This is a genomic window from Rhizobium aethiopicum (genome assembly GCF_900094625.1).
Classification (GTDB): Bacteria; Pseudomonadota; Alphaproteobacteria; order Rhizobiales; family Rhizobiaceae; genus Rhizobium; species Rhizobium aethiopicum.
Window position 1 is genome coordinate 1 of record NZ_FMAJ01000034.1, and the last position, 21,017, is coordinate 21,017.

Consider the following 21,017-nt stretch of genomic DNA (forward strand, 5'->3'; position numbering starts at 1 on the left):
TCATCTACACACTCAGCCAAGTCGCCGGCATGATCGGCGAAAACCTCGAACTGATCGAAGAAGTGACCGCAAACTCGGACAACATCTCCGAAGGCGAACTGGTTTACGTCGGCGATGGCAGTGAAGACGGCACGAAGGGTCTGACCGAGAATGGCATCGAAGAACTTCAAAGCCTACTCGCCGACATCAGGACGTGGGACGGCGGTATCCGCGAGTTCCTCATCGACACACAGTGCGATCCCGAAATAATCGACCGCATCATGGCCGATGAGATGAAACGCGGCCTATAGATTCCATCTCTCGACACCCGAAAATGCGTTCGCCGGACGCTTACGAGAGACCAATGCTGCGCCCATTACCGAAGATTGCGATGAGGCATCAGCGTCCTTCAGCAATCTTGCCAAAGAATGCAGGCTTGCGAGATCGACGTGCGGGACCGCCAGGCTGCGCCAACAACCACTCACTGATCGGTCGAACATCCACGACGGGACCTCAAGAAGTCGACCAGAAGAAGAACCAGAAAGGCTGCAGCGGAAAATATGCGTCCCTTTAGACACCGCCTCATGCACGTGAACAAGCCGTCCGGACCAGGGATGCCACGGATACAGAAGCTCGCGAACCTCGGTCCCGTGGGTGTTCTGTCGTCGTGTTGTACAATGAGGAAAGACCTCATGCCGCCGAACTTCCCGCGCAGTTTCTTGGCCGAAACGACGATACAGCCGCTCCCCCTAGCAGCGCCTGCACCGGCCGTCAGGCCGGTTAAGCGAAGCGGGTTACCTCGATGAAGCTTGTTTACGGAGGAAACATTTGATTGATGAAAGGATAAACGCGCGCGAGACCGGCTTCTTACTTTTGCTTTCCCACAATAAAACTCGCTAAAATTTCCTGGCTTTTCGATCGACTCTCTTTTGAGAGGAACCCACAGGTGCCCCAGAAGACGCTGGCGATTTATCAATAGATGAAGAACTTGCCGTTGCCATCCCTTCCTCAGGAAGCGTAGCTACTTGAGCGGCACTGTCAATCGCTCTACGGCAGTCATCAAGGAAGTCAGCTATATATTCATTGACATAGACAACCAACGGCTCCTTTGGAACAACAATCAGACGCCGTTTGTCCGTTTTATCCCGAGTGATGTCGATGAACCCACGCAAATGCGCTGCCTCGACATACTTTTGGCAAACAGTCTGGTTTTTGAAAGGCAGATAGCGACACGCCTGCATCTTCGTCATGGGTTTGTTATTGGCGTCCATATGATATACTTTAAGCATCAATCCAAGAATATTCCTCAGGAATAGTTTTTCTTCGGAATTTTCGCTAAAGAGATCTGACAAAAACGAGTCAATTTTCTCAAGCTTATGCTTTACGCCGACGTCGATCTGTTCTGGCGTATATATTTTTCTTCGTGTTGTCTTCGCCACGGCCACGCCTCTGCGCAATGGGTCGTTCTGTTTTCACCCAAAGCCTGTTACCGGATCCCATCGCGGCGACATTTATCATATGTATGTCTTCATAACTACGACGAATATAAGAATTTGCGGGCGGTCGTGAGACTAACCTTCATCGTGCACGAGCCCCCGCTCTTGTTTTCACATCCATTTAAAAAAACAGTTACACAAGTGTAACTACGAGTGCTATCAAAAATTCGGGAGCTTCGCTTCCGATGGAAGGTCGGTCTCTTGATTGGCCCCCGACCAGCTCGCCCGCCGCCCGAGCTGGCATGCAAGAGCCCGACCTTCCGTTTTGCACGTGGCTTTTCGAACCAGGGATCCGAAATGAATAAAGAGATTTGGAAAGATTACAGCCAACCTTTCGGGACGATTGGTCCATTGATGACAGTGGGCGAAATTCTGGAAAAGAATATTGATGCGGGATACAACGCCTATGATGAGTATGCAAACGCAGCTCTTCAGAAATTTGCTCGGTATGCCTCAGAATTCCTCTCCAATCCACATCCTCATTTAGGTCGGGACGGGAGCGTTTGCCCTTTCGTTCCCGAGGCTCTGACGAAGGGGCTTTTACGGGTTGCCGCGTCGCAAGCTGTTGCAGTTGACGAAATCGAAAACGATTTGGCGCGTATGCTCGCCGTCTTCAGCCAGATGAAACCCGTAAAGTCCTTCAACGATCGAACGGGCGACTGGATCTATAAGGCCATTATCATTGCCCTTCCTGGAATACAGGATGAAGGAGAGATCATCAGGATTGGTCAACTGCAAAAACGGCTGAAGCCCGACTTCATTCAGGAAGGTTTCATGATCGGTGAATTTTATCCAGGTTGCCCGGAGCCCGGTTTGCACAACAGGATGTTTCGACCGCTCGACACAACGGTTCCAGCCTTGGCTATTCGGCATATCACCAAATATGATGCTCCTTTCATGCTCGATAGCGATAAGTGCCTGGAGGCTTACTTCAGTATTTTTGGGAACGAGGGTCGCCGCCGCATTAGGCAGCTTTTGGAGCGAACCGCCTGAAACTTACTCGCAAGAGGGCTGTACTCGCAGTCGCTGAAACAGCTATCCTCGATCGTCCTACCAGGTGAACCGGAAGGAAACGACTATGTTGGACGTTCATCCGAACGTACTTGCTGAACTGCACCAGATCGGAGCGTCGACGGTACGATTGTGGCGCTATAGTGAGTTCGCCACCCCTATTACATCTCCTTCCGATTTAGCCTCTGCTATCGGCGTTCCCGTGGGGCGCGTTGCAAAGACGATGATTATTGCCGAGCAGAAAGCGAACGATGTGATGCGCCGGTCTCATCCTGCGCGCCACCTTTGTGCCGTTTTGCTGCCATCACCTTCAAAGATTGACATGAAAGCGGTTGCTGGCACGTATGGATGGAAACGAGCCGAGCTTGCTCAGAAAGAACAGGTACTCGATCTCTTCGGCTACCCGTCAGGAAGCGTATCACCATTCGGTCTCCAGAAGATCGCTGTACTGATCGACACCGCCCTTTTTTCTTATCCTACCGTAGTCACAGGTGCGGGCAAGGTTGGAGTCGAGCTTGAGATCGACACAAGCATGCTTTGGAAGATCGGGCAGCCGTTACAGACGCGTGGACGGGCCAGTCAAACCTAACGCCTCGTCACCTTTCATAGAGATGCCGTGAGGTAGGTTATTTCTTCGGGAAAGGAAATGCGGTTCCACGTAACGGCGCCTCGATTAGAGAATGAGGGTTCAATACGTATGTTGCGTAATCGGACTCATAGTGCGCACTATAACGAAAATCGTCACACCCGTCCCAACGTCTGCACGACATCTTCACCTCGATAGCTGTGAGGCGGATCAAGCGCGGGAACATAGCGTGAGAAGGTGGCGACCACCGTCAGGACCCGCAGTTTCTTTCCGGTTGCGAGCTGGTCGTGCACGAAGTCCATCGCCCACACGTCATTTGGTCCGACAGCCATTTGCCGATCCTCGCGAAGTTTCGCCTTAACACGGCGCTTCCGAGTCTTATTCCGCAGCTGCAGTCCCAAGTCCCTGTAAATGCGATAGGTTCGCTTGATGTTGGTGCCCCAACCCTCGCGTTCCAAAAGCACATGCACGCGACGATAGCCGTAGCGCACCCGCGCTTACAGGTCTAGACCGGCCTCGGCGCGGCGAGAGATGTAGTGATCGGTCGACCGATCGAAGTTCAACGCGCCACAGGCACGCCGGATCGAGATCGCCCAATCGCGGCACATGACACCACCTCCCGCTACCCCTCAGGCCTTAGGCGGTGTGGACTCTTGGGATTCCCAAGGCTGAGCAAATCAGATTCAAGACTGTCTTTTGGAGGCAGTCATGGGTGTTTTGGATCGTCTGATCCTTCGGGACGAGCAGTGGGAGCGGATATCGCACCACATCATTGGTGACGAGCGCACACGCGGTTCGTCCGGCCGCGACAACCGCATGTTTATGGAAGCGGTGCTTTGGATTGTGCGAACGGGCTCGCCCTGGCGCGATCTGCCAGAAGTGTTCGGCGAGTGGAACAGTGTCTTCCGTCGTTTCAGCCGCTGGAGCCGGAAGGGCATCTGGTGGCGCATATTCGAGGCGATGGCGGACGATCCAGACTTCGAGTACTTGATTGTTGATTCCACCATCATCCGCGCCCATCAGCACGCTGCCGGCGCAAAAAAGGGGCTGAAGATCAAGCCCTTGGCCGCTCCCGCGGCGGATTGAGCACCAAGATCCACATGGCCGTGCGGGGTCTCGGTTGCCCGGTCCGCTTCACATTGACCGCAGGCCAGAAGGGCGATGCGCCGCAAGCCGACGCCCTGATCGAGGGCCTACCCGCCGACATCATCATGGCCGATACCGCCTATGACAGCAATCACCTGCGCAATGCCATCGCCGATAAGGGCGCCGTGGCAGTGATCCCCAACAATCCTTCGCGTGCGCGAAAATACCCGCTCGACAAACATCTCTATGCTCAGCGACACCTGATCGAATGCTGCTTTTCTAAACTCAAGCAGTTCAGAAGGGTCGCGACGCGCTTCGAGAAAACCGCCGAAAACTACCTCGCCGTCGTCACTATCGCGGCGACAATGCTATGGATCAGATAACTGTCCACACGACCTAGAGCTTTCGGCGGATGGCGTCCTGCAGCATCTCACGGTCCAACGTCAGATCCGCGACGATCTTCTTCAATCGCGAATTCCCGTCCTCAAGCTGCTTGCGCCTCTTCATCTCTGGCGGCAACATGCCGGCGTACTTTTTCTTCCAGTTGAAGTAAGTCGTCTGACTGATCCCCGCCTTGCGACAAATCTCCGCGATCGAGACGCCCTCATCACCCTGCTTCAAAATGAACGCCTTCTGAGCGTCCGAAAACTGCGATGCCTTCATCGTGTTCCGTTCCTTTTCCCAGCCAGGAAAATGCACCGGAAAACTCTAACCAAAATTGGTCCAGTTTGAAGGGTTGAGAGCAATTTCCCTATCGTAAAACCTGTGATCCTATGAAGTTAAGATGGGGAATGTTAAGGACATACAACAGCGTGCACGAAAGACGCGGAAGCCAACTGCGTCACATCTATTTCTGGTATCGGCGCTGTTGCGCTGCGGCCAAAACCGCACTGGCTCCTGATCCTTCCACCTTCGGAAGGGGCCGTGATCTCGCCTGGGTCGACCGTATGCTAGTTCGATCAGCAACCCTTTGACGGTGAAGATTCCTGGTTATTCACCTGGTGGATCAATGCCATACAAACAATCAATTTTACGAAGCCATGGGATGTTATTAAACACCTCGATTATGAATTGGGGACCCCATGATGTTGCTCCACCGAGAGCAGCCGAGGGCAAGGTCACAGACCTGGCCGGTAAATGGAGACGAACATGGCCAACGTGGAACTGCAGAAGGCGCTCTCGTCTGCCAATCAAGCGCCGAGACATAGCTCTGGGTCCTTTCTTCGCCTACTGCAGGAGCCTCGTCGCATTAAACCGAATACCAGCTTTAACACATTTGGGTCGCCACAAAAGCTGAACAACCACTATCCGATCTTGCCAATCCTTGGCTTCTCAAAAGTGAACGGAGCTGTGGGTATGCGAGATGGGGTGTTACCCACCGCGAAGTCATACATGAATACGAATGATTCAATGTCATTTCAACGTGAGCATTATGATTAGCTCATCGGCGTCAGCATCGTTTTTTAGAACCAGCAGCTTTTCGATGATTCCTGGCGAAAGACATCGGGGCCACCCTCCGGTCTTGGTCACCGAAAATTCGCCGCCAAACTTGGAGACATTTAAATGACAAACTCTCTTCCCGCAAAGCTGATGGTTGGTATCTTCGACCATTTGGACGAAGACGGAAGGGAGATTGGGCGCCAGTATGAAGATCGGATGAAGTTGGCAGAGGTCTGCGATCGCCTTGGCTTTTATGGATATCACGTCGCAGAGCACCACTGTACTCCCCACGGCAGAGGACCTTCGCCGAATCTATTTCTAGCAAGCGTAGCTCAGCGCACGCAGCATCTTCGTCTCGGTCCTTTGGTTATGCTGTTGAACCTTTATCATCCGTTACGTGCGTTTGAAGAAATTTGCATGCTGGATCATCTGAGCGGTGGCAGGCTCGAGTTGGGCATGGGGCGCGGCTCCTTACCAATCGAATGGAGCTTTTTCGGTATTGATGAGGAGGTGGCGACATCGCGCTATCTCGAAGCCAGCGAGATCGTCATCCAAGCGATGAAGGAAGGAGCTCAGGCTCTTTCCTACAAAGGCGACCACTTTGAACTAGACAAAGTCCCGTTGATGTTGCGGCCACACCAACGTCCTCAGCCTCCGAGATGGATTACAACCAGTCGTCCTGAGGTTGCGCGCTGGGCGGCTGAGAACGATACAAATCTTGCCTGCGGGGGCCCTGCTTCTGCTGTTCGCCAGATCACTGATGCCTACCGAGCACACGAGAGACGTACCGCCGGGGGCAGGAAACGGGCGCCGTTCCTTGGGTTGGTCCGAATGGTGGTGGCCGGCAGCACGACGAAGCATGCCATTTCGCTCGCGGCCCCGGCTTATCAACGGTGGCTTCGGAGCTTTAGGTTTCTGTACGAGATTAACGGGATACAGACTCCTCAGAACCTCCCGCCGGATTTTGATGCAGCAGTAGACTGTCAGTTGTGCGTAGTTGGTACTGCTGCTTCAGTTAGGCAAGATCTTCTCGATCATGTCGAGGAAGCAGGTGCTAATTATCTTCTTTGCCAGCTGGCGTTTGGTGATTTGCCATTGGAGGCTTCCTATTACACTGCAACGAGCGTTCACTCTGGAGTTATGGCTTAATCTGGACTGGCCTCAGGTTGCTTTCCGATCACAGAGATTAAGTCTCTGTGGCCGCGCCCTCAAATCGATTGAGGAGCGTCAAGGCGAATTCAGCCATCGCCGTAGGAACAGCCATTGTGGAATGGGCTGCACTATTGGATAGTTAAAAGATATGCGATTTAAGGGCCTCGATCTAAATCTCCTTGTCGCGCTCGATGCACTAATGATTGAGCGCAACCTTACTGCGGCGGCACGTAGCATTAATCTGAGCCAGCCCGCAATGAGTGCAGCTGTCCGCCGGCTCCGCTCCTATTTCCGCGATGAACTATTTACGATGCGTGGTCGTGAGTTCGTTCCAACTCCGCGTGCGGAAGACCTCGCGCCTGCGATTCGTGAGGCTTTACAGCATATTCGGCTCAATATCATACCCTGGGATAAATTTACTCCTGATCAATCAGATCGTCATTTCCGAGTAAGCTTATGCGATTTCGTTACAGTTGTTCTTTTTCAGAAGATACTGGAGCGTCTTGCGCGGGAAGCACCCGGCATTAGTTTTGACTTGCTGCCTCTTACTGACAATCCAGACGAGCTTTTGCGACGCGGCGACGTAGACTTCCTTATTAGCCCACCGCTATTCATGTCGAGCGCGCACCCTAAGATAGATCTATTTCAGGAACGACTGACTTGCGTCGGCTGCAGTAATAACAAACAACTTGAGGAAGCCCTTACTGCCGAGGAGTATTCTTCAATGGGGCACGCGGTAGTTAGGTTCGGTCGGACGCAGCAGCCTACCATAGAAGATTGCTTCTTGCAGGAGCATGGCCTCAAGAGGCGGGTCGAAGTCGTTGTTTCAAGCTTTAGCATGATCCCCGCCGCCCTAATGGGCACCGATCGCATCGCAACCGTTCCGTTACGACTAGTTGGGCTTTTTGAGGACACGATACCATTGCGGATGACTGCGCCCCCGATAGCGCTGCCGACATTCACCGAGGCAGTCCAATGGCCGGTACTTCACGACAAAGATCCGGCAAATATCTGGATGCGAGATATAATGGTTCAGGAGGCAGCGCGATTGCCGTGACCATCCTGAAACCTAGGAAGCTGGGCTGCATTGGGAGCGACGACCCGCGACGCGGCCGATTAGCTGAAGACGGCACCACCTGTGAGTGACCCGCAGGCCATTTTATCGTAAGCGATGTGCCGCTCACACCTCGACAAAGAAGCAGTTTTTTGATGGCTTGGAGCGGGGTCGCAACAGCCATGTCATTGTCTTCCAACATTTGCGGTGTTACTCAACCTCGAGTGTTACTTCGGAAGTGGTTATTGGATGAAGGACGAGGTCAACGAAGATATTTTCGATCACGTAGCCAAGAAGATTAAGGCAGATCAAAATATTGCAAGCCGACAGTTAGGCATCATTTGCGCCACCATCGCAGCCTATGGTGCCGTGATATTCTTTGCGTTTCTCATTTTTCGAGCCCACCCGTCAATATCCTGCGAGTTTGTCAATAACCAGGTTATGCTGCGGTTTTGGCCCCCAAATACCGCGATACTATCTGCTTTAAAAACAAGTCGTTATTCGCAGTCTGATCAATGCCTGTTGATCGCAATGCGATCCCTTGCCAGCGTGGTCATGCTTCCTGCCGTCGTCGTGTTTCTTGTAAAGCAACTGTTTGCATCCGACAGCTACCACGTCCAGGGAATGATGACAGCGTTCATCATTATATTAGCTGCCAGCTTGGCGTCGGCGTATATCGGTCCAACTGAGCATTATTCGCGTTATCGAATGAGCTTCGAGTCGCCGATAGAGGTGAACATCTGGAAGAGTATGATCCACATCTTTGGATTTTACCTAGCCGCATTCGTACTTGCATTTAGGCTTCCCGCTTACATCAGATCAACCCGTAGATAGCGTTAATCGTAGCCGACGGAACGATAAGGTTCCTATGTCTCTTCGCGTCTGATTGCTGCAGTCATTTTGCGATTGACCATACTAAACCGGATGATTCCACGGCAGGAGTTCATCGATCCGGTTTTGCTTATGGCCGTTTACGATAGCGGTGAGCGTGCTGGTGAGGTAGGCTTGTGGATCAACGGCATTGAGCTTGCACGTCTCGATGAGCGAGGCGATGGTTGCCCAATTCCGTGCTCCCATGTCGTGCCCGGCGAAGAGAGCGTTCTTCCGATTGAGCGCTATCGGCCGGATAGTTCTCTCGATACTATTGTTGTCGATCTCGATCCGACCGTCGGTCAAGAAGACGCAGAGGCCATCCCAATATTTGGCGATGTAGGCGAGCGCCTCGCCAAGCGACGACTTGCCAGCGACGCGGGCACGATGCTGCGTGAGCCAAGTTCGCATGTCCGCAATCAATGGCGCTGATCGTTCCTGTCGCCCGGCGAGGCGAGCTTCTGCGGGAAGCCCGCGTAGCTCGGACTCGACCCGATAGAGTTCACCAATCCGCTCCACGCCTTCCTCGGCAATCGGCGCTGTGCCGGTACGAGTGATCTCGACCAGCTTGCGCCGTGCATGTGCCCAACAATAGGCAAGCCGGATGTCCGGGCCGACACGGTCCGGTGCGATCAGCCGATTATATCCGGCGTAGCCGTCCACTTGGAGAACGCCCGTGAACCCCCGCAATATCCGTTCGGCATGTTGGCCGCCACGACCGGGAGCGTAGGTGAAAGCCACTCCGGGTGGAGCCCCGCCGCTCCATGGTCGGTCGTCGCGGGCCAGCGCCCAGAAGTATCCGGTCTTGGTTTTGCGAGAGCCTGGATCGAGGACCGGCGCACGGGTTTCGTCCATGAACAGTTTTGTCGAGCGCTTTAGATCGGCGATCAAAGCGTCGAAGACCGGGCGCAACTCGAATGCCGCCCGACCAACCCAATCGGCCAGAGTGGAACGGTCGAGATCGATGCCTTGGCGGCTCATAATCTGGGCCTGTCGATAAAGCGGCAGATGGTCGGCGTATTTGGACACCAGCACATGCGCGATGGTTGCCTCTGTCGGCAATCCGGCTTGGATCAGTCGTGCGGGCGCTGGAGCCTGGGCAACGCCATCAGTACAGGCACGGCAGGCATATTTGGGTCGGCGAGTGACGATGACGCGGAACTGCGCCGGGATAACATCCAGCCGCTCAGACACGTCCTCTCCGATGCGATGCAGGCAACCGCCGCAAGCGCAGATCAGGCTTTCCGGTTCAATTATCTCTTCGATACGAGGAAGATGGGCGAGAAGAGAGCCGCGATTGACGGCGCGGGATTTGGATCGCTGCTTGCCCGAGGATGTATCGGCCTCGTCTTCGGCATGGATGGCAGCGATGGTCGTTTCCAGGTCTTCCAGCGCGAGATCGAACTGCTCAGGATCAGCCTTCTCGGATTTGCGACCGAAGGCAGCCTGCTTGAATGCGGCGACAAGCTTCTCCAGTCGCTCGATCCGCTCATCCTTACGAACTTCACGCGCTTGCGCCGCGATCAGCATCGTCTTCAGGGCATCGATATCGTCAGGGAAATCGGCGGTGTCCAACATGGTGGAAGCCTATCAAAACCAGCGGCGCTTCGCCGTCGGAATTTGCCGACCGAGTCATCGTGCCGCATCTATTCGATGGCGTCCGGTGCTCTCGCTTCTACCGCACGGACCCGACGCCAGTCGAGCCCTGCAAACAGCGCCTCGAACTGAGCATGGCCCAGTGTCATCAGGCCATCCTTGATGCCCGGCCAAGTGAACGTGTGTTCCTCCAGCCGCTTGTATGCCATCACCAGACCGCTGCCGTCCCAGTAGATCAGCTTTAACCGATCTGCTTTGCGCGACCGGAATACGAAGACAGTTCCAGTGAATGGGTCTTTGTGTAGCTCGTTCTTGACCAGTGCCGCCAAGCCATCATGGCCTTTGCGAAAGTCGACTGGCTTGGTCGCCACCATGATCCGCACGCGGTTGGATGGAAAGATCATGCGGGAGCCGCACAGGCACGCGCGACAGCGGCGATCCGAGCGGCAGACGCACCTTCTTCCAGACGAATGGTGACGGAACCGACGATGATCTCGGCGCGACTGGCTTTCTTGATCGGCGGCTCCGAAACGGGCGGATCAACGATTACCGCTGCAAACTCCATCGGGTCTTCGGGTGCGGGCAGAAGCAACTTACCCTGCCGCGCCATCGTTCTCCAAGTGGAGAGGTGGTTCGGCTTCAACCCATGCCGCTCTGCGACCTCACTTACCATCGCGCCGGGCCGAAGGCTCTCCGAAACGATCTGCGCCTTCACGTCATCCGGCCAATGCCGGTGAACCTCACGTCCAGACTTCCTGGTTGTGAGAACCTCCAATGTAGTCTCCATGGAGAAACTCCCGTTGCTCGTCCATGGAAAGGCGATCACAGATCATGGCAGGAAAGACAACGTGGGAGCGGAGCACCGGTTACATTTTATCGACGAAGCTGAGCGCTACGCCCGTCGCCGATCGGCCGCCCTTCGGACGATTGCGCGACGTGCTGTCTAGCACCTTCGGCGGCAAATCGAAGGGTGCTGGGGGACCACAATTGCTCCGCACCGCAACCCGCCGCTACCGCCGCAAATACAGCAACCTAAAACCGTCGGAGCGAACTCAAAACTGGATAAAACTTGGGGGCAAGGTCAGCGGCCTTCCCCGGATGGATACCTTTGAAAAGCCTCTTTGGTGGCTGTTGAACTTATTCGGGCTCGGGCGGATCTTACTCAAGCAGGAACCTTGGTCAGGAACCGGATTGTTGTAGCAACCCATGTATTTTAGGTGCGTTGGAGGACATCATACGGGAAGCTTCCTCAACCAATATCTCCCTGAACCAGATGCTCCCTGGATCGGCATTATGGAGCGCTGGCCATTGAACAGCTTCTGTGAAGACGGGGAGCGGTAACGGAAGGTTGATGATCCGCAAAGGGAAAGTACTTTCGTAATGCTCGACTAAGCGAAGCGGTAGGTTAGCTATGCGGTTCGTGCCACGCAGGACTGGTGGTATTAAGCTAAACCCTTGCACGACGACCTCCACCCGCCTCTGAATACCATTCTCGAGCAAGAACCAGCCCTCGACCGATGGCTTCAAAAAGCGCCCAAACGCGGCAGCGACGTGTCCCGTGGAGACATATTGCTCGATCGTCAGCGCTGAAGGTAGGTCCACATTTGTCGAACAGGCTACACATACAAACTTCTCTGTGAACAGTTTTGCGCTCGGGTGTGCTCCCGAGAGAAAAAATTCAGGCACGATGAGGAAGTCGACGTCACCGCGGCTAAGCATCTCGTACGGATCACTATCCAAAGGCAGCAACTCAAAGCTGACTGCGGGCGCTTCTCGAGCAACTCGCTCAATGATTTTATTGAAGTATATCAGCATCATGAAATCGGACAGAACTATTCTAAAGCATCTGTCAGACTTCGACGGGTTAAACGGCTCCCAAGAGATGATTGAGCATTGTACCTGCAAGAGAGTTTCACGCACTGCCGAGGCAAGTCCTTCGGCACGGGGCGTCAGCCGAAGTTCTCGACCATTCATTGTAAACAATTCGTCGCGGAAATAGTCCCGAAGCCTACCAATGGCGGCACTCATTGCTGGTTGACTTAGATTGATACTACGTGCGGCAGCCGTTAGGTTGCGCTCGGTCGTGAGCGCATCCAATGCAACGAGCAGGTTTAGATCAAGGCCCTTGAAACGCATCTTTAGTCACATCCAAACAACGGATATTTTATATCCAAACAATCGATTTTTCCAGTACAGAACCTTCCAGCATAGATCCAATGAAGGTTCGTCAAAAAGGCTTAGGTTAGTTTGGTGATCAATTAAGTAGGCCGCATAGTTACGATAGACGTTATAGTTGCAGGTAATCCACTTTAAATATCGAATGGCACCTTAGCAATAGGCGATGTGGAGCGGCGTCACCGAGCGACATGAAATGCTAGTGAACGGATGGGCGGAAGTAGGTTCATCATATCGCGATACCGGAGAGGCTTTGCCGTACGCTGGCTATCGACTGGCGGGCTCCTTCTGTTTGGAAGCATGTTCAAGATATTGGTGGCGTGCCAGTAATTTGTGATGAAAAGATCAACGCGCCTGAAGGCGCTTGAGGAAGAGAACGCCACACTGAAGAGACTGCTCGCCGAGCAGATCCTGGATACGGCCCCACTTCCCGAGCTCCTTAAAAAATAGAAAGGCCCGCCGCCAAGCGCGACGCCGTCGCACGCCAGAAAGCCGTCGTGGGCCTTTCGGAACGAAGTAGGTCGCCCGACTGCCGCCTTGCGTTCTCCGCTATCGAGATGCCGTCATCCGGTCGGCGTCCGCGTTACTCGCCTCGGGATCGTCAAAGCGGTTGCCGTCATTAAAAGCTAAGAATTCGGCCGGACTTGCCTCAATCGTCTTTCATAAGCCTCTATGAAGGCTTCCGGAATCGGGTCGCTAAACAATGGGAAATCAACCGGTTTGCGTAAGCCGGTGCTTGGCCGGATAGTGCCGCCATCGAGCCCCGGCCGCCATCCGGCTCCGAAAAAGAAAGCACCATACCGCGCCGCAAGCATCGGGGTCACAGGATTAAGAAGGCTTAGAAATACGGAAACTTCCGCTGCGCTGACTGAGGTATCTGCCCTTGAAAAAGACGCAACGTCGAAAAAGGCGTCTATGGCGTCCATGGCATCCCAGACGCGCAAGTCCTGCACCGCTTCGGAATATCGTTTAACATTGTGGTTCTGCTCGACTGTCAGCTTGTCGGCCGTCAGCGTCTCGTTACATCCGGCGTACTTGCGCAAAGCCGTTTCGAAAGCACGAATTCTAGCCGCGGTCTGAAGCAGCCCCTCGATCAGAAAATCGTTGTCGTTTGCGCCAAATGGCTTGGCGATGCTAGCCAAATAGTAGCGCAGCACGTTCGTGTCGATATCTGCTGCCACCTCGTCAGCCCACACAGCGTGGTCACGGCTAGTAGAAAATTTCGCGCCTTCGAGCTTATAAAAGTCCTGAATTGCATGGTTGTATGGAATCGCATAACCGCGCGAGAACAAACTAGCAGTAACGCCGATCGTGTAATAAAACCGGTTATCCTGACCCATGAAGAATACGAGTCTCGTGCTCGCGTTGCGCATAGTGTCATCGAGATCTGCGCCATTTTGCTTGCAGAGGCGTTCGATTCCTGTCTCATAGCACCACAATCCTTCAAACCAAGTCATTAAAGTTTGGCCTGCCACCTCCACCGGGGAGTTCAAAGTCACACCACGGTCGAAATGCCGCGACATCGGCAATGCCATCAGTTTTGACCGTAGCCAGTCAAGTTCTTTGCGCTTTATGGATTCCGGCCATCCGCTCGCCTCAATGGCGTGATCGAGCCCCGGAGCAAATTTTTCAAGCTCAAAATGAACCTGTCGAATCGGGCGCAAGATAAGGCTCTGGCCGCATGTCGTGTGAATCGGGTTGCGTAGTAGATTGTGTTGCAGCGCCGAGCCGCAATCTTCGCAAAGGTTACTATCTGTTGGCGCGTTACAAGCTGGACACTCTCCGACCGCGAGTGAGTCTGCGGCGAACTCTTCGCACGTCCCGCAATACAGTTGCTCTCCGTCGCGCAGCTCAACGTAGCCGGACGCTCTTAGTTGGTCGTAGATCGCCAAGCTGCGGTCTTTGTGGTCTTCGCTTGAAGTCCTTACAAATACGTCCGGTTCAATATCAACTGACCGCAGACACTGCAGAATTTCTTCAATGTGCATGTGTGCGACGTCATCAACCGGCCTGCCAAGCTTTCGGGCTTTCACCAGCGTGTAAGTGCCATGTTCGTCCGCACCTGTCACGTGATAGGCCGCGTTGCCTACCATGCGGTGGTAGCGTACGAACACGTCGGCGAGAAGGTACACGCCACCTATATGCCCAAGATGCAGCTTGCCGTTCGGGCACGGCGGCGCCGAGCAGGCAAAAAAAGTATGTTGGTTTGCTCTCAATTCAATCCCACCATATCGAAAGGAACTTTAAGCTGGTTTGAGGGCTGCTATTTTTGATCGCGTGTTTTTGGTGCGGCGCTATATAGACCATCGTGTCCCCACTGACTGCGGAGGTTTCTCCATCGGATTGAAACACGCCGCTGCCCGAGTGACCTGCCACGGTACTTTCACCCAGCAGCGACTAGAGCCCCGGCGGTTTTGAGTACGCCAAGTGGCGCGGTGTGAGCAACCGGCGGAAACGCGAAGCTTTCATCTTGCGCAGCGTTGGAGCCGGTTGCGGCGATGGTCCCGGCAAAGTCTGCCGGGGTTTTGTATCCAAGCGATGAGTGCGGCCGGAAATGGTTGTAATCGTCCGCCCATTCAGCAATGGCGCTGCGGGCATGATCGAGGCCGAAGAACAGGCTTTCATTGAGTAACTCGTCGCGCATCCGACCGTTGAAACTCTCGACATAGCCGTTCTGCATCGGCTTTCCCGGCGCGATGTAGTGCCACTCGACCTTGTGATCCTTCGACCAGGCAAGGATGGCATTCGACGTTAGTTCGGTGCCGTTGTCGGAGACAATCATTCCTGGCTTGCCGCGTCGTTCGATCAGCGTCGTCAGTTCTCGGGCGACACGTCGACCGGAGATGGATGTGTCCGGGATCGCCGCCAGGCATTCGCGCGTTACGTCATCGACGATGTTGAGCACGCGAAACCTCCTTCCGCAAGCGAACTGGTCGTGCACGAAGTCTAGCGACCAGCGGGCATTGGCCTTCGCCTCGACCAGAAATCGGAGCACGCGTGCGGACAGCACGGCGTCTGGCTTTCCGCTTGCGAACGGAAAGACCTTCCTCGCGATAGAGCCGGTAGATGCGATTGACGCCGGACGGCTCTCCGTCCCGCCGAAGCAGGACGAACAGTCGCCGGTAGCCGAAACGCCGTCGCTCATTGGCGAGGTCGCGCAGCTTCGCTCGCAATTCTACCTCCGGCGGTCGGCAGGACCGATATCGCACCATCTTCCGATCCGCAGATATAATCTGGCAGGCCCGCCGTTCCGAAAGACCCATGACGGTCTTCAGATGCGCGACGGCGTCGCGTTTGGCGGCAGGCCCTACCATTTTTTTGCAAGAAGCTCGCGAAGTGCGGCTGCATCCAGCATCTGTTCGGCCAGCAGCTTCTTCAGTCTCGCGTTCTCGTCTTCAAGCGCCTTCAGCCGCTTCGCCTCGGAGACTTCCATGCCGCCGTATTTGGCTTTCCAATTATAAAATGTTGCTTCTGAAATTCCGTGCTTGCGGCAGAGGTCGGCCACCTTCGCGCCAGCCTCCTGCTCCTTCAGCACCGCAATAATCTGCTCTTCCGTAAATCTCTGCTTCTTCATTCATCCGTCCTTTAATGGGCCGGACTCTAATCCATTCTGGAGGAAATTCGCAGTGGCAGGTCATTTGGTCTCGATGTTGCACAAGGAGCCAATTCCAGCGGCCACGAAGTACTTGGTATGCACCCGTGGGAACAACATGGGCGCTTCAATTGAACGGAAACTCAAATTTATGGCTGGCTCTGACAAATTACGGACGATCAGCGATAGTTCGGGTCTCCAGCGGGATTGCAGCATGAGGCCGGCAGTCAATACCAAAGGACATTACTGCGACTTCGCCGAATGCCGGTAATAGACATCCGCCAGAATGTGGTGGTCATGGCGGTAGACTTCGGCCATGATATTATAGAGGCTTGGATCGTGAGCCTCGAAATCTTCTGATGTGGCAATGGTGAGATTGCCTCGGCTGTAAGCCAAGTTCGTATTGAACCAAAATCGCGTGCCCTCGGCCCAATACTCATCGACGTTGTTCTCCATATAGGAACACGCCCAGAGGCCTTTCTCGTAGGCGTGCGAATAGGCACGTTCAACTCGTGCAACGAGATCAGGATCTACCGTGCGCAGCGCGTTGAAAATATTATGTGAGAATTCGTGAACAAGAATGTTCCCGCCGTAATACCGCGTGCCCGGCACGCCCATCAAATTCTCCACAGCTCCCGTCGTGTAGAGCCCGCCCATGCCGCGCGCCCTTTGTGCCCAGTAGTCTCGGGCAGTCATCTTGCCGATCGTGTTGGCGTAATCCCGCCGCTCGTCAGGGGTGAGACGTGGATCATCGGGAAGAGGCTTCTTCCAATCCCGCTGCTCGGGAATATCAGTCGTCGTCTCGTCAATTGCCATGACGCCCACCCGCGCTCCAGCCTGGATTAAAGCATCGCGGACATCACGGCGTTCTGACAACATGTAGAGGACAATGTCACGTGAGATCAATAGTGCCGTGTCTGGAACCTTGTTTGACGAAATAATAGGTATGCCCGCTGCGTCAGCATATTTGGCATAAAAGGGATCCAGATTGAGTGATGTCGGTGGGCTGCGAACTATGAAAGTCTCGAAACTCGATACATCAGCCGCGGACAAAGGCGAGTCAGATAAGACATTCTCAGCGCCGCCGAGTCTGCCTGCGGATGCAGCAAGAAGGTACCCACCGCACAACACCATCCCCATCGAGCATACATCCATCATCGTGACCTCTCGTTAACGGCTGTCTTTCGTGAGACGACGCAACAACCGTGCCAGTCACTAAGTATTTCCTCGGGGGCTCATCGGCGCCGCCGGCTCTGTACCAGACCATGTGCGTGACGATCGGCATCCGGTGACCAGGGTATGACGATCACCTCATACCGTTATCTAGGAGAAAATTGCGATCTCGCGGCCGCCTCGCCAGTCCTGGGAGGCGTTTGCTGTGTCCGGGGTCCTAAAAGCTTGCACCGGAAACGCACTGATCTGCGAATCCATTCCTGTACCCATCATCTTCTCCCGAGGTCGGGATCGCCAGGCAAGTATGTCCTCTGGCAATCTTCGCCGATACCCAGCGTGCCGGTCCATGGGCTGCGATAGCCAAAGCGAACCAGGGCGTTTTGCGAGGGGAACCCCTTTCAGATTCAACAGGAGAATGCTGCTGCCTATCGCCGCGTCCCATTTTGTGTGGAATCAGACTGTCGCAAACCGAACATTCCGAAAAAACCCCTCCGCCAGGTCGGGTCGTTCGACGACTTTCGACGCCGGGATAGACCAGCCCGGTTCCGCCGATGGTTCTAATGTGATCTCGACAATTTGCCTGATTATCGCCGAAAACGTCTTTGGCTTGCTTCTGCCTGAGTAGCGAGCCTCTCAGTCATGGTCAACTTTTCAGTTCAATGTCCTGGATGCCTGATCAAGATGATCCAGCATGATGGACAAGGCGGCATGTTCACGAAGAAGTTGGAGCCCGGCCGCTTCATCTGGCGTCGGCAGCCGATGGCAGGCCGATTGATTGGAACGCATCCATTGGACGGATGAGTTCCATCCAAACAAATGATTTCACCAGCTTATACCAGTGCCATTAGAAGCGCCCCAACGAGTGCGTATCAAGTAGTTGCTCTGTCGACGCCTGGACAGAGTATTAAGTGGAGGTTTAGGTATGAGCCCTCAGGTGCGGTGGAAAGTGTGCTGGGAAAACGAGTTGGAGCTCTCTGACCACACGGAGCTCGCAGATTTCTTTCGGAAGACCTATGGGCCAACTGGAGCTTACAACGCCCTTCCATTCGAAGGTGCTCGTAGTTGGTCAGGAGCTAGGCCCGAGCTTCGCGTAATAGGCTATGATGCGCACGGTGTGGCCGCTCACATGGGGTTGTTGCGTCGTTTCGTTCGGGTTGGCGAGGTCGATCTACTCGTATGCGAGCTTGGATTGTGGGGCGTGCGTCCAGATCTTGAGGGGTACGGCATTAATTCGATGCGCATTGTTTACCCAGTGCTGCAGCAACTTGGCGTTCGGTTTGCGTTCGGCGGTGTTCGGCAGGCGTTGCGCAACCTTGTTCTCAGGCTCTGCCGAAATGGTCTTGCGACGGTTTTGGAAGGGGTACGCGTGCGATCCACCCTTGCCGATGTTTATCTCAACCTCCCGCCGACGCGCTGTGAAAACGTAATTTTGGTAGTATTCCCAATAGGATGCTCAATGAGTGATTGGCCATCGGGGACCTTGATCGAGCGGAATGGCCCTGAGCTATGAAAGAGCATGGTCCCATAGCTGAAGTTATCCGAAGAGACGGTGGCGGCCCAGTGATCGGTGCGTCTATTTAACCCTCGATGACGGACCGACCCACACGATGACACATCCCGCACCTTTCGATCTGCGAACGCTTAGACGTCAAGCGTGAGATATTCGAGACAAGCAGGACCATCAGGAACATATGCCCCGAAGCCTCGGTACCGCAATCCGGGCACCTGGTGGAAGTATGAACATCATCGGCTAATGCCGTATTTTTGCGCGCTCGCGGGTTCACGATCCGCGCTCCTCGTTCGACCCGCTAACTGACGCCACTGCCGCAGAGCACGGCATCGGAGCCTGCGCACAAGCGCACTGCCGACCATACTGCGATGGCCGACAACCCAGATCTTCTTGTTGGACAAGTCGTACACTCAGAGCTCTTCCCGGCTGTTCAGGGCCTTCCAGTGCTTGACATCCTCGCGCACCATCTCGGCGACGAGCTCCTGAACCGGGGCCTTGTGTTGCCAGCCCAGCTTCTGGCGGGCCTTGGTCGGATCACCGGCAGAAGATCAACTTCCGTCGGGCGGAGGTATCGAGGATCGACTTCAACAAGGCAGGCACCGGACGCGGAGTCGTAGCCAGTCGACGCCGGACGCCTTCCATTCCAAAGTAATGTTCACGTCGGCAAAAGCCCGCTCGAGAAATTGGCCGACACTCGTCGTCTCGCCGGTCGCCAAGACGTGGCCATCCGGTTTGTCCTGCTGCAGCATGCGCGACATGCCCTCGACATACTCACGTGCGTGGCCCCAGTCGTAGCTCCTGGCGCTGTTTTTGGCCAGCTGTCGGGCGCGGCGGGCCTGCGCGATCGAAGTTGGCTTGTTCAGCCACAAGGCGAAGCTCTATCACCTGGGCGCTCGCAGCGTCTCCCGTGCGATACGCCATTTCTCTCTTGGCTACAGGGATGTGCGATTGTCTCCTGTTTTCAAAGCTCTTTGTCCTGCTGATGGTCGCGGTCGCGCTGGCGCGCGGTCGACCTAGACATGTCCTGCGATTGATGAATCGATTGTGAGGTGACGAGAGCGACCGAAGCTGATTCAACATCCACAGCGGAGAAGTGGATGATGGGACAGGCCCTGAGCGATGATCTCCTAATACGGGTTTTGAAAGCGTCTGCGGCGGGCATGTCGGCTCGACAGGCTGCGGCTCGTTTCGGAGTTGGGATTTCGACGGCGATCCGCTGGATTGAAGAGCGAAAGAGGGTGAGTTAACTGCTCTGCCACAGAGCTGGAGACGACCTTCGGCAGTGGATGCACACGAGGAATTCGTTGTCGCGTTGATCAACGAGCGTAGGGATGTGACGCTCGATGAGATGGTTGAGCGCTTGTCCGTCGAGCGGCAGGTGAAGATCAGCCGCAGCGCACTTGGCGCCTGGCTTCGAGGCCGTGGGTGGACCTTTAAAAAAAGACCGCACACGCACTGGAGCAGGACCGACCGGACGTCCTGAAGCGCCGGCGCGCCTGGTTCGATGGTCAATTGGACCTCGATCCGGAGAAACTGATCTTCATCGACGAAACCGGCCTCTCGACCAAGATGTCACGTCTGCGCGGACGTGCATTGCGAGGTGAGCGTTTGCCGTGCCGGCGTGCCGCACGGCCATTGGAAAACAACGACTTTCACCGGTGCGTTGCGCCTCAGCGGAATGACCGCCCCATTCGTCTACGATGGCGCGATGAACGGCAACGTCTTCCTTGCGTATGTCGAACAGGTGCTGGTGCCGCCCCTGGAGATCGGCGACGTCGTCATTATGGATAACCTGCCTGCACACAAGATAGCCGGTGTCCGCGATGCCATCGAACGTGCCGGCGCCAAGCTCATGTTCCTGCCGCCCTATAGTCCGGACTTCAATCCAATCGAGAACGCATTCTCGAAGCTGAAAGCCATGTTGCGAGGCCGAGCCGAGCGAAAGATCGATGCTCTATGGGATGCGGTCGGGGCCTTGATACCGCGCTTCACTGCGGCAGAATGCGCAAACTACCTTAAGGCCGCTGGATATGACCCAGATTGAGCAGGATTTGCTCTAGCGGTGCAAGTGATGCCATCACGACACCGTCTGTCGGCTTTGTCTGATCGGCGACATTAGGTTTGTTTGGCAGTTTCCTGTGGTGGTTCGGAGTAACTTTCTGAAACCCAACAAAAGGATCTTTCCTTTGGCTCGATCGGCCCACATGGCACGGGTTTTGAAGATTGCCATGCGAGGCGGCGCGAGCTGCCTGCCTTTTACTCAGCGATGGATGGAACGAAAGAAGGAAGGCGATATG

The 21,017-nt window shown here is 54.8% G+C and carries 16 protein-coding genes and 7 pseudogenes; 11 read left to right on the top strand and 12 right to left on the bottom strand.

The window, feature by feature from the left end; all coding sequences use genetic code 11:
• The first annotated feature begins 2 nt into the window (after nt 1-2).
• Complete coding sequence (locus GA0061105_RS34010; RefSeq protein ID WP_141130260.1) at nt 3-290, top strand: hypothetical protein; 288 nt, start codon at nt 3-5, stop codon at nt 288-290.
• Between the two features lie 585 nt (nt 291-875).
• On the opposite strand, the gene GA0061105_RS33030 is transcribed toward GA0061105_RS34010, so the two are convergent.
• On the bottom strand, nt 876-1,418 hold the full coding sequence (locus GA0061105_RS33030) for a hypothetical protein (protein ID WP_011053486.1): 543 nt from the start codon (nt 1,416-1,418) through the stop codon (nt 876-878).
• A gap of 354 nt (nt 1,419-1,772) precedes the next feature.
• On the opposite strand from GA0061105_RS33030, the gene GA0061105_RS30690 reads away from it, so the two are divergent.
• Together GA0061105_RS30690 and GA0061105_RS30695 are read left to right on the top strand one after the other, a co-directional pair.
• A complete protein-coding gene (locus GA0061105_RS30690) occupies nt 1,773-2,468 on the top strand; it encodes a DUF6875 domain-containing protein (RefSeq protein ID WP_004677746.1) in 696 nt (231 codons plus the stop codon).
• Between the two features lie 85 nt (nt 2,469-2,553).
• Nucleotides 2,554-3,075: an aminoacyl-tRNA deacylase gene (locus GA0061105_RS30695; RefSeq protein WP_004677747.1), complete on the top strand. Its 522-nt coding sequence runs from the start codon at nt 2,554-2,556 to the stop codon at nt 3,073-3,075.
• A gap of 155 nt (nt 3,076-3,230) precedes the next feature.
• Here the strand turns inward: GA0061105_RS30695 and GA0061105_RS30700 are convergent.
• Nucleotides 3,231-3,680 (bottom strand): annotated as a pseudogene (locus GA0061105_RS30700) (IS3 family transposase); the annotation flags it as partial.
• 100 nt (nt 3,681-3,780) lie between these two features.
• Between GA0061105_RS30700 and GA0061105_RS30705 the strand changes: the two are divergent.
• Nucleotides 3,781-4,541: pseudogene (locus tag GA0061105_RS30705) on the top strand (IS5 family transposase).
• Nucleotides 4,542-4,560: 19 nt separating this feature from the next.
• Here the strand turns inward: GA0061105_RS30705 and GA0061105_RS30710 are convergent.
• A pseudogene (locus tag GA0061105_RS30710) lies at nt 4,561-4,821 on the bottom strand (transposase); the annotation flags it as partial.
• A 900-nt stretch (nt 4,822-5,721) separates the two neighbouring features.
• On the opposite strand from GA0061105_RS30710, the gene GA0061105_RS30715 reads away from it, so the two are divergent.
• The 3 genes from GA0061105_RS30715 to GA0061105_RS30725 all read left to right on the top strand — a co-directional run bounded on the left by GA0061105_RS30715 (nt 5,722) and on the right by GA0061105_RS30725 (nt 8,638).
• The gene (locus GA0061105_RS30715; protein WP_011053483.1) at nt 5,722-6,747 is read left to right on the top strand and encodes an LLM class flavin-dependent oxidoreductase; all 1,026 of its coding nucleotides are present in this window, start codon (nt 5,722-5,724) and stop codon (nt 6,745-6,747) included.
• 151 nt (nt 6,748-6,898) lie between these two features.
• Nucleotides 6,899-7,807 carry a transcriptional regulator NodD3 gene (nodD3, locus tag GA0061105_RS30720; RefSeq protein ID WP_004677763.1) on the top strand — a complete coding sequence of 303 codons (909 nt, stop codon included), beginning with the start codon at nt 6,899-6,901 and terminating at the stop codon, nt 7,805-7,807.
• A gap of 246 nt (nt 7,808-8,053) precedes the next feature.
• On the top strand, nt 8,054-8,638 hold the full coding sequence (locus GA0061105_RS30725) for a hypothetical protein (RefSeq protein ID WP_042120096.1): 585 nt from the start codon (nt 8,054-8,056) through the stop codon (nt 8,636-8,638).
• 81 nt (nt 8,639-8,719) lie between these two features.
• Here GA0061105_RS30725 and GA0061105_RS30730 read toward each other — a convergent pair whose 3' ends face one another.
• The 3 genes from GA0061105_RS30730 to tnpA form a co-directional block, all read right to left on the bottom strand.
• A complete protein-coding gene (locus GA0061105_RS30730; RefSeq protein WP_011053360.1) occupies nt 8,720-10,252 on the bottom strand; it encodes an IS66-like element ISRel8 family transposase in 1,533 nt (510 codons plus the stop codon).
• A gap of 68 nt (nt 10,253-10,320) precedes the next feature.
• Nucleotides 10,321-10,674, bottom strand: a complete 354-nt coding sequence (tnpB, locus tag GA0061105_RS32655; RefSeq protein WP_011053359.1) for an IS66 family insertion sequence element accessory protein TnpB — start codon at nt 10,672-10,674, stop codon at nt 10,321-10,323.
• A complete protein-coding gene (gene tnpA / locus GA0061105_RS32660; protein ID WP_011053358.1) occupies nt 10,671-11,057 on the bottom strand; it encodes an IS66-like element accessory protein TnpA in 387 nt (128 codons plus the stop codon). Before tnpA ends, tnpB begins: the two co-directional genes overlap by 4 nt.
• A 44-nt stretch (nt 11,058-11,101) precedes the next feature.
• Between tnpA and GA0061105_RS30740 the strand changes: the two genes are divergently transcribed.
• Nucleotides 11,102-11,470 (top strand): hypothetical protein, encoded by a 369-nt coding sequence (locus GA0061105_RS30740; protein ID WP_092755094.1) that lies wholly within the window; start codon nt 11,102-11,104, stop codon nt 11,468-11,470.
• Here GA0061105_RS30740 and nodD2 read toward each other — a convergent pair.
• The gene (gene nodD2 / locus GA0061105_RS30745) at nt 11,450-12,406 is read right to left on the bottom strand and encodes a transcriptional regulator NodD2 (RefSeq protein WP_004677768.1); all 957 of its coding nucleotides are present in this window, start codon (nt 12,404-12,406) and stop codon (nt 11,450-11,452) included. The two genes, GA0061105_RS30740 and nodD2, sit on opposite strands and share 21 nt — an antisense overlap.
• A 387-nt stretch (nt 12,407-12,793) precedes the next feature.
• On the opposite strand from nodD2, the pseudogene GA0061105_RS32230 reads away from it, so the two are divergent.
• Nucleotides 12,794-12,960, top strand: a pseudogene (locus tag GA0061105_RS32230) (IS3 family transposase); the annotation flags it as partial.
• Nucleotides 12,961-13,071: 111 nt separating this feature from the next.
• Here GA0061105_RS32230 and GA0061105_RS30750 read toward each other — a convergent pair.
• The 3 genes and pseudogenes from GA0061105_RS30750 to GA0061105_RS30765 form a co-directional block, all read right to left on the bottom strand.
• On the bottom strand, nt 13,072-14,661 hold the full coding sequence (locus GA0061105_RS30750) for a class I tRNA ligase family protein (protein ID WP_092755088.1): 1,590 nt from the start codon (nt 14,659-14,661) through the stop codon (nt 13,072-13,074).
• A 167-nt stretch (nt 14,662-14,828) separates the two neighbouring features.
• A pseudogene (locus GA0061105_RS30760) lies at nt 14,829-16,019 on the bottom strand (IS3 family transposase).
• A 261-nt stretch (nt 16,020-16,280) separates the two neighbouring features.
• Complete coding sequence (locus GA0061105_RS30765) at nt 16,281-17,195, bottom strand: hypothetical protein (protein ID WP_010034735.1); 915 nt, start codon at nt 17,193-17,195, stop codon at nt 16,281-16,283.
• Nucleotides 17,196-18,132: 937 nt separating this feature from the next.
• Here GA0061105_RS30765 and nodA point away from each other — a divergent pair.
• Nucleotides 18,133-18,720: a nodulation N-acyltransferase NodA gene (gene nodA / locus GA0061105_RS30780; protein WP_004679687.1), complete on the top strand. Its 588-nt coding sequence runs from the start codon at nt 18,133-18,135 to the stop codon at nt 18,718-18,720.
• Nucleotides 18,721-19,130: 410 nt separating this feature from the next.
• On the opposite strand, the pseudogene GA0061105_RS33035 reads toward nodA, so the two are convergent.
• A pseudogene (locus tag GA0061105_RS33035) lies at nt 19,131-19,589 on the bottom strand (GDP-mannose 4,6-dehydratase).
• A gap of 231 nt (nt 19,590-19,820) precedes the next feature.
• On the opposite strand from GA0061105_RS33035, the pseudogene GA0061105_RS30795 reads away from it, so the two are divergent.
• Nucleotides 19,821-20,764 (top strand): annotated as a pseudogene (locus GA0061105_RS30795) (IS630 family transposase).
• Here the strand turns inward: GA0061105_RS30795 and GA0061105_RS33130 are convergent.
• On the bottom strand, nt 20,736-21,017 hold a 282-nt coding region (locus GA0061105_RS33130; RefSeq protein ID WP_208601718.1), incomplete at its 5' end, for a hypothetical protein. The pseudogene GA0061105_RS30795 and the gene GA0061105_RS33130 sit on opposite strands and share 29 nt — an antisense overlap.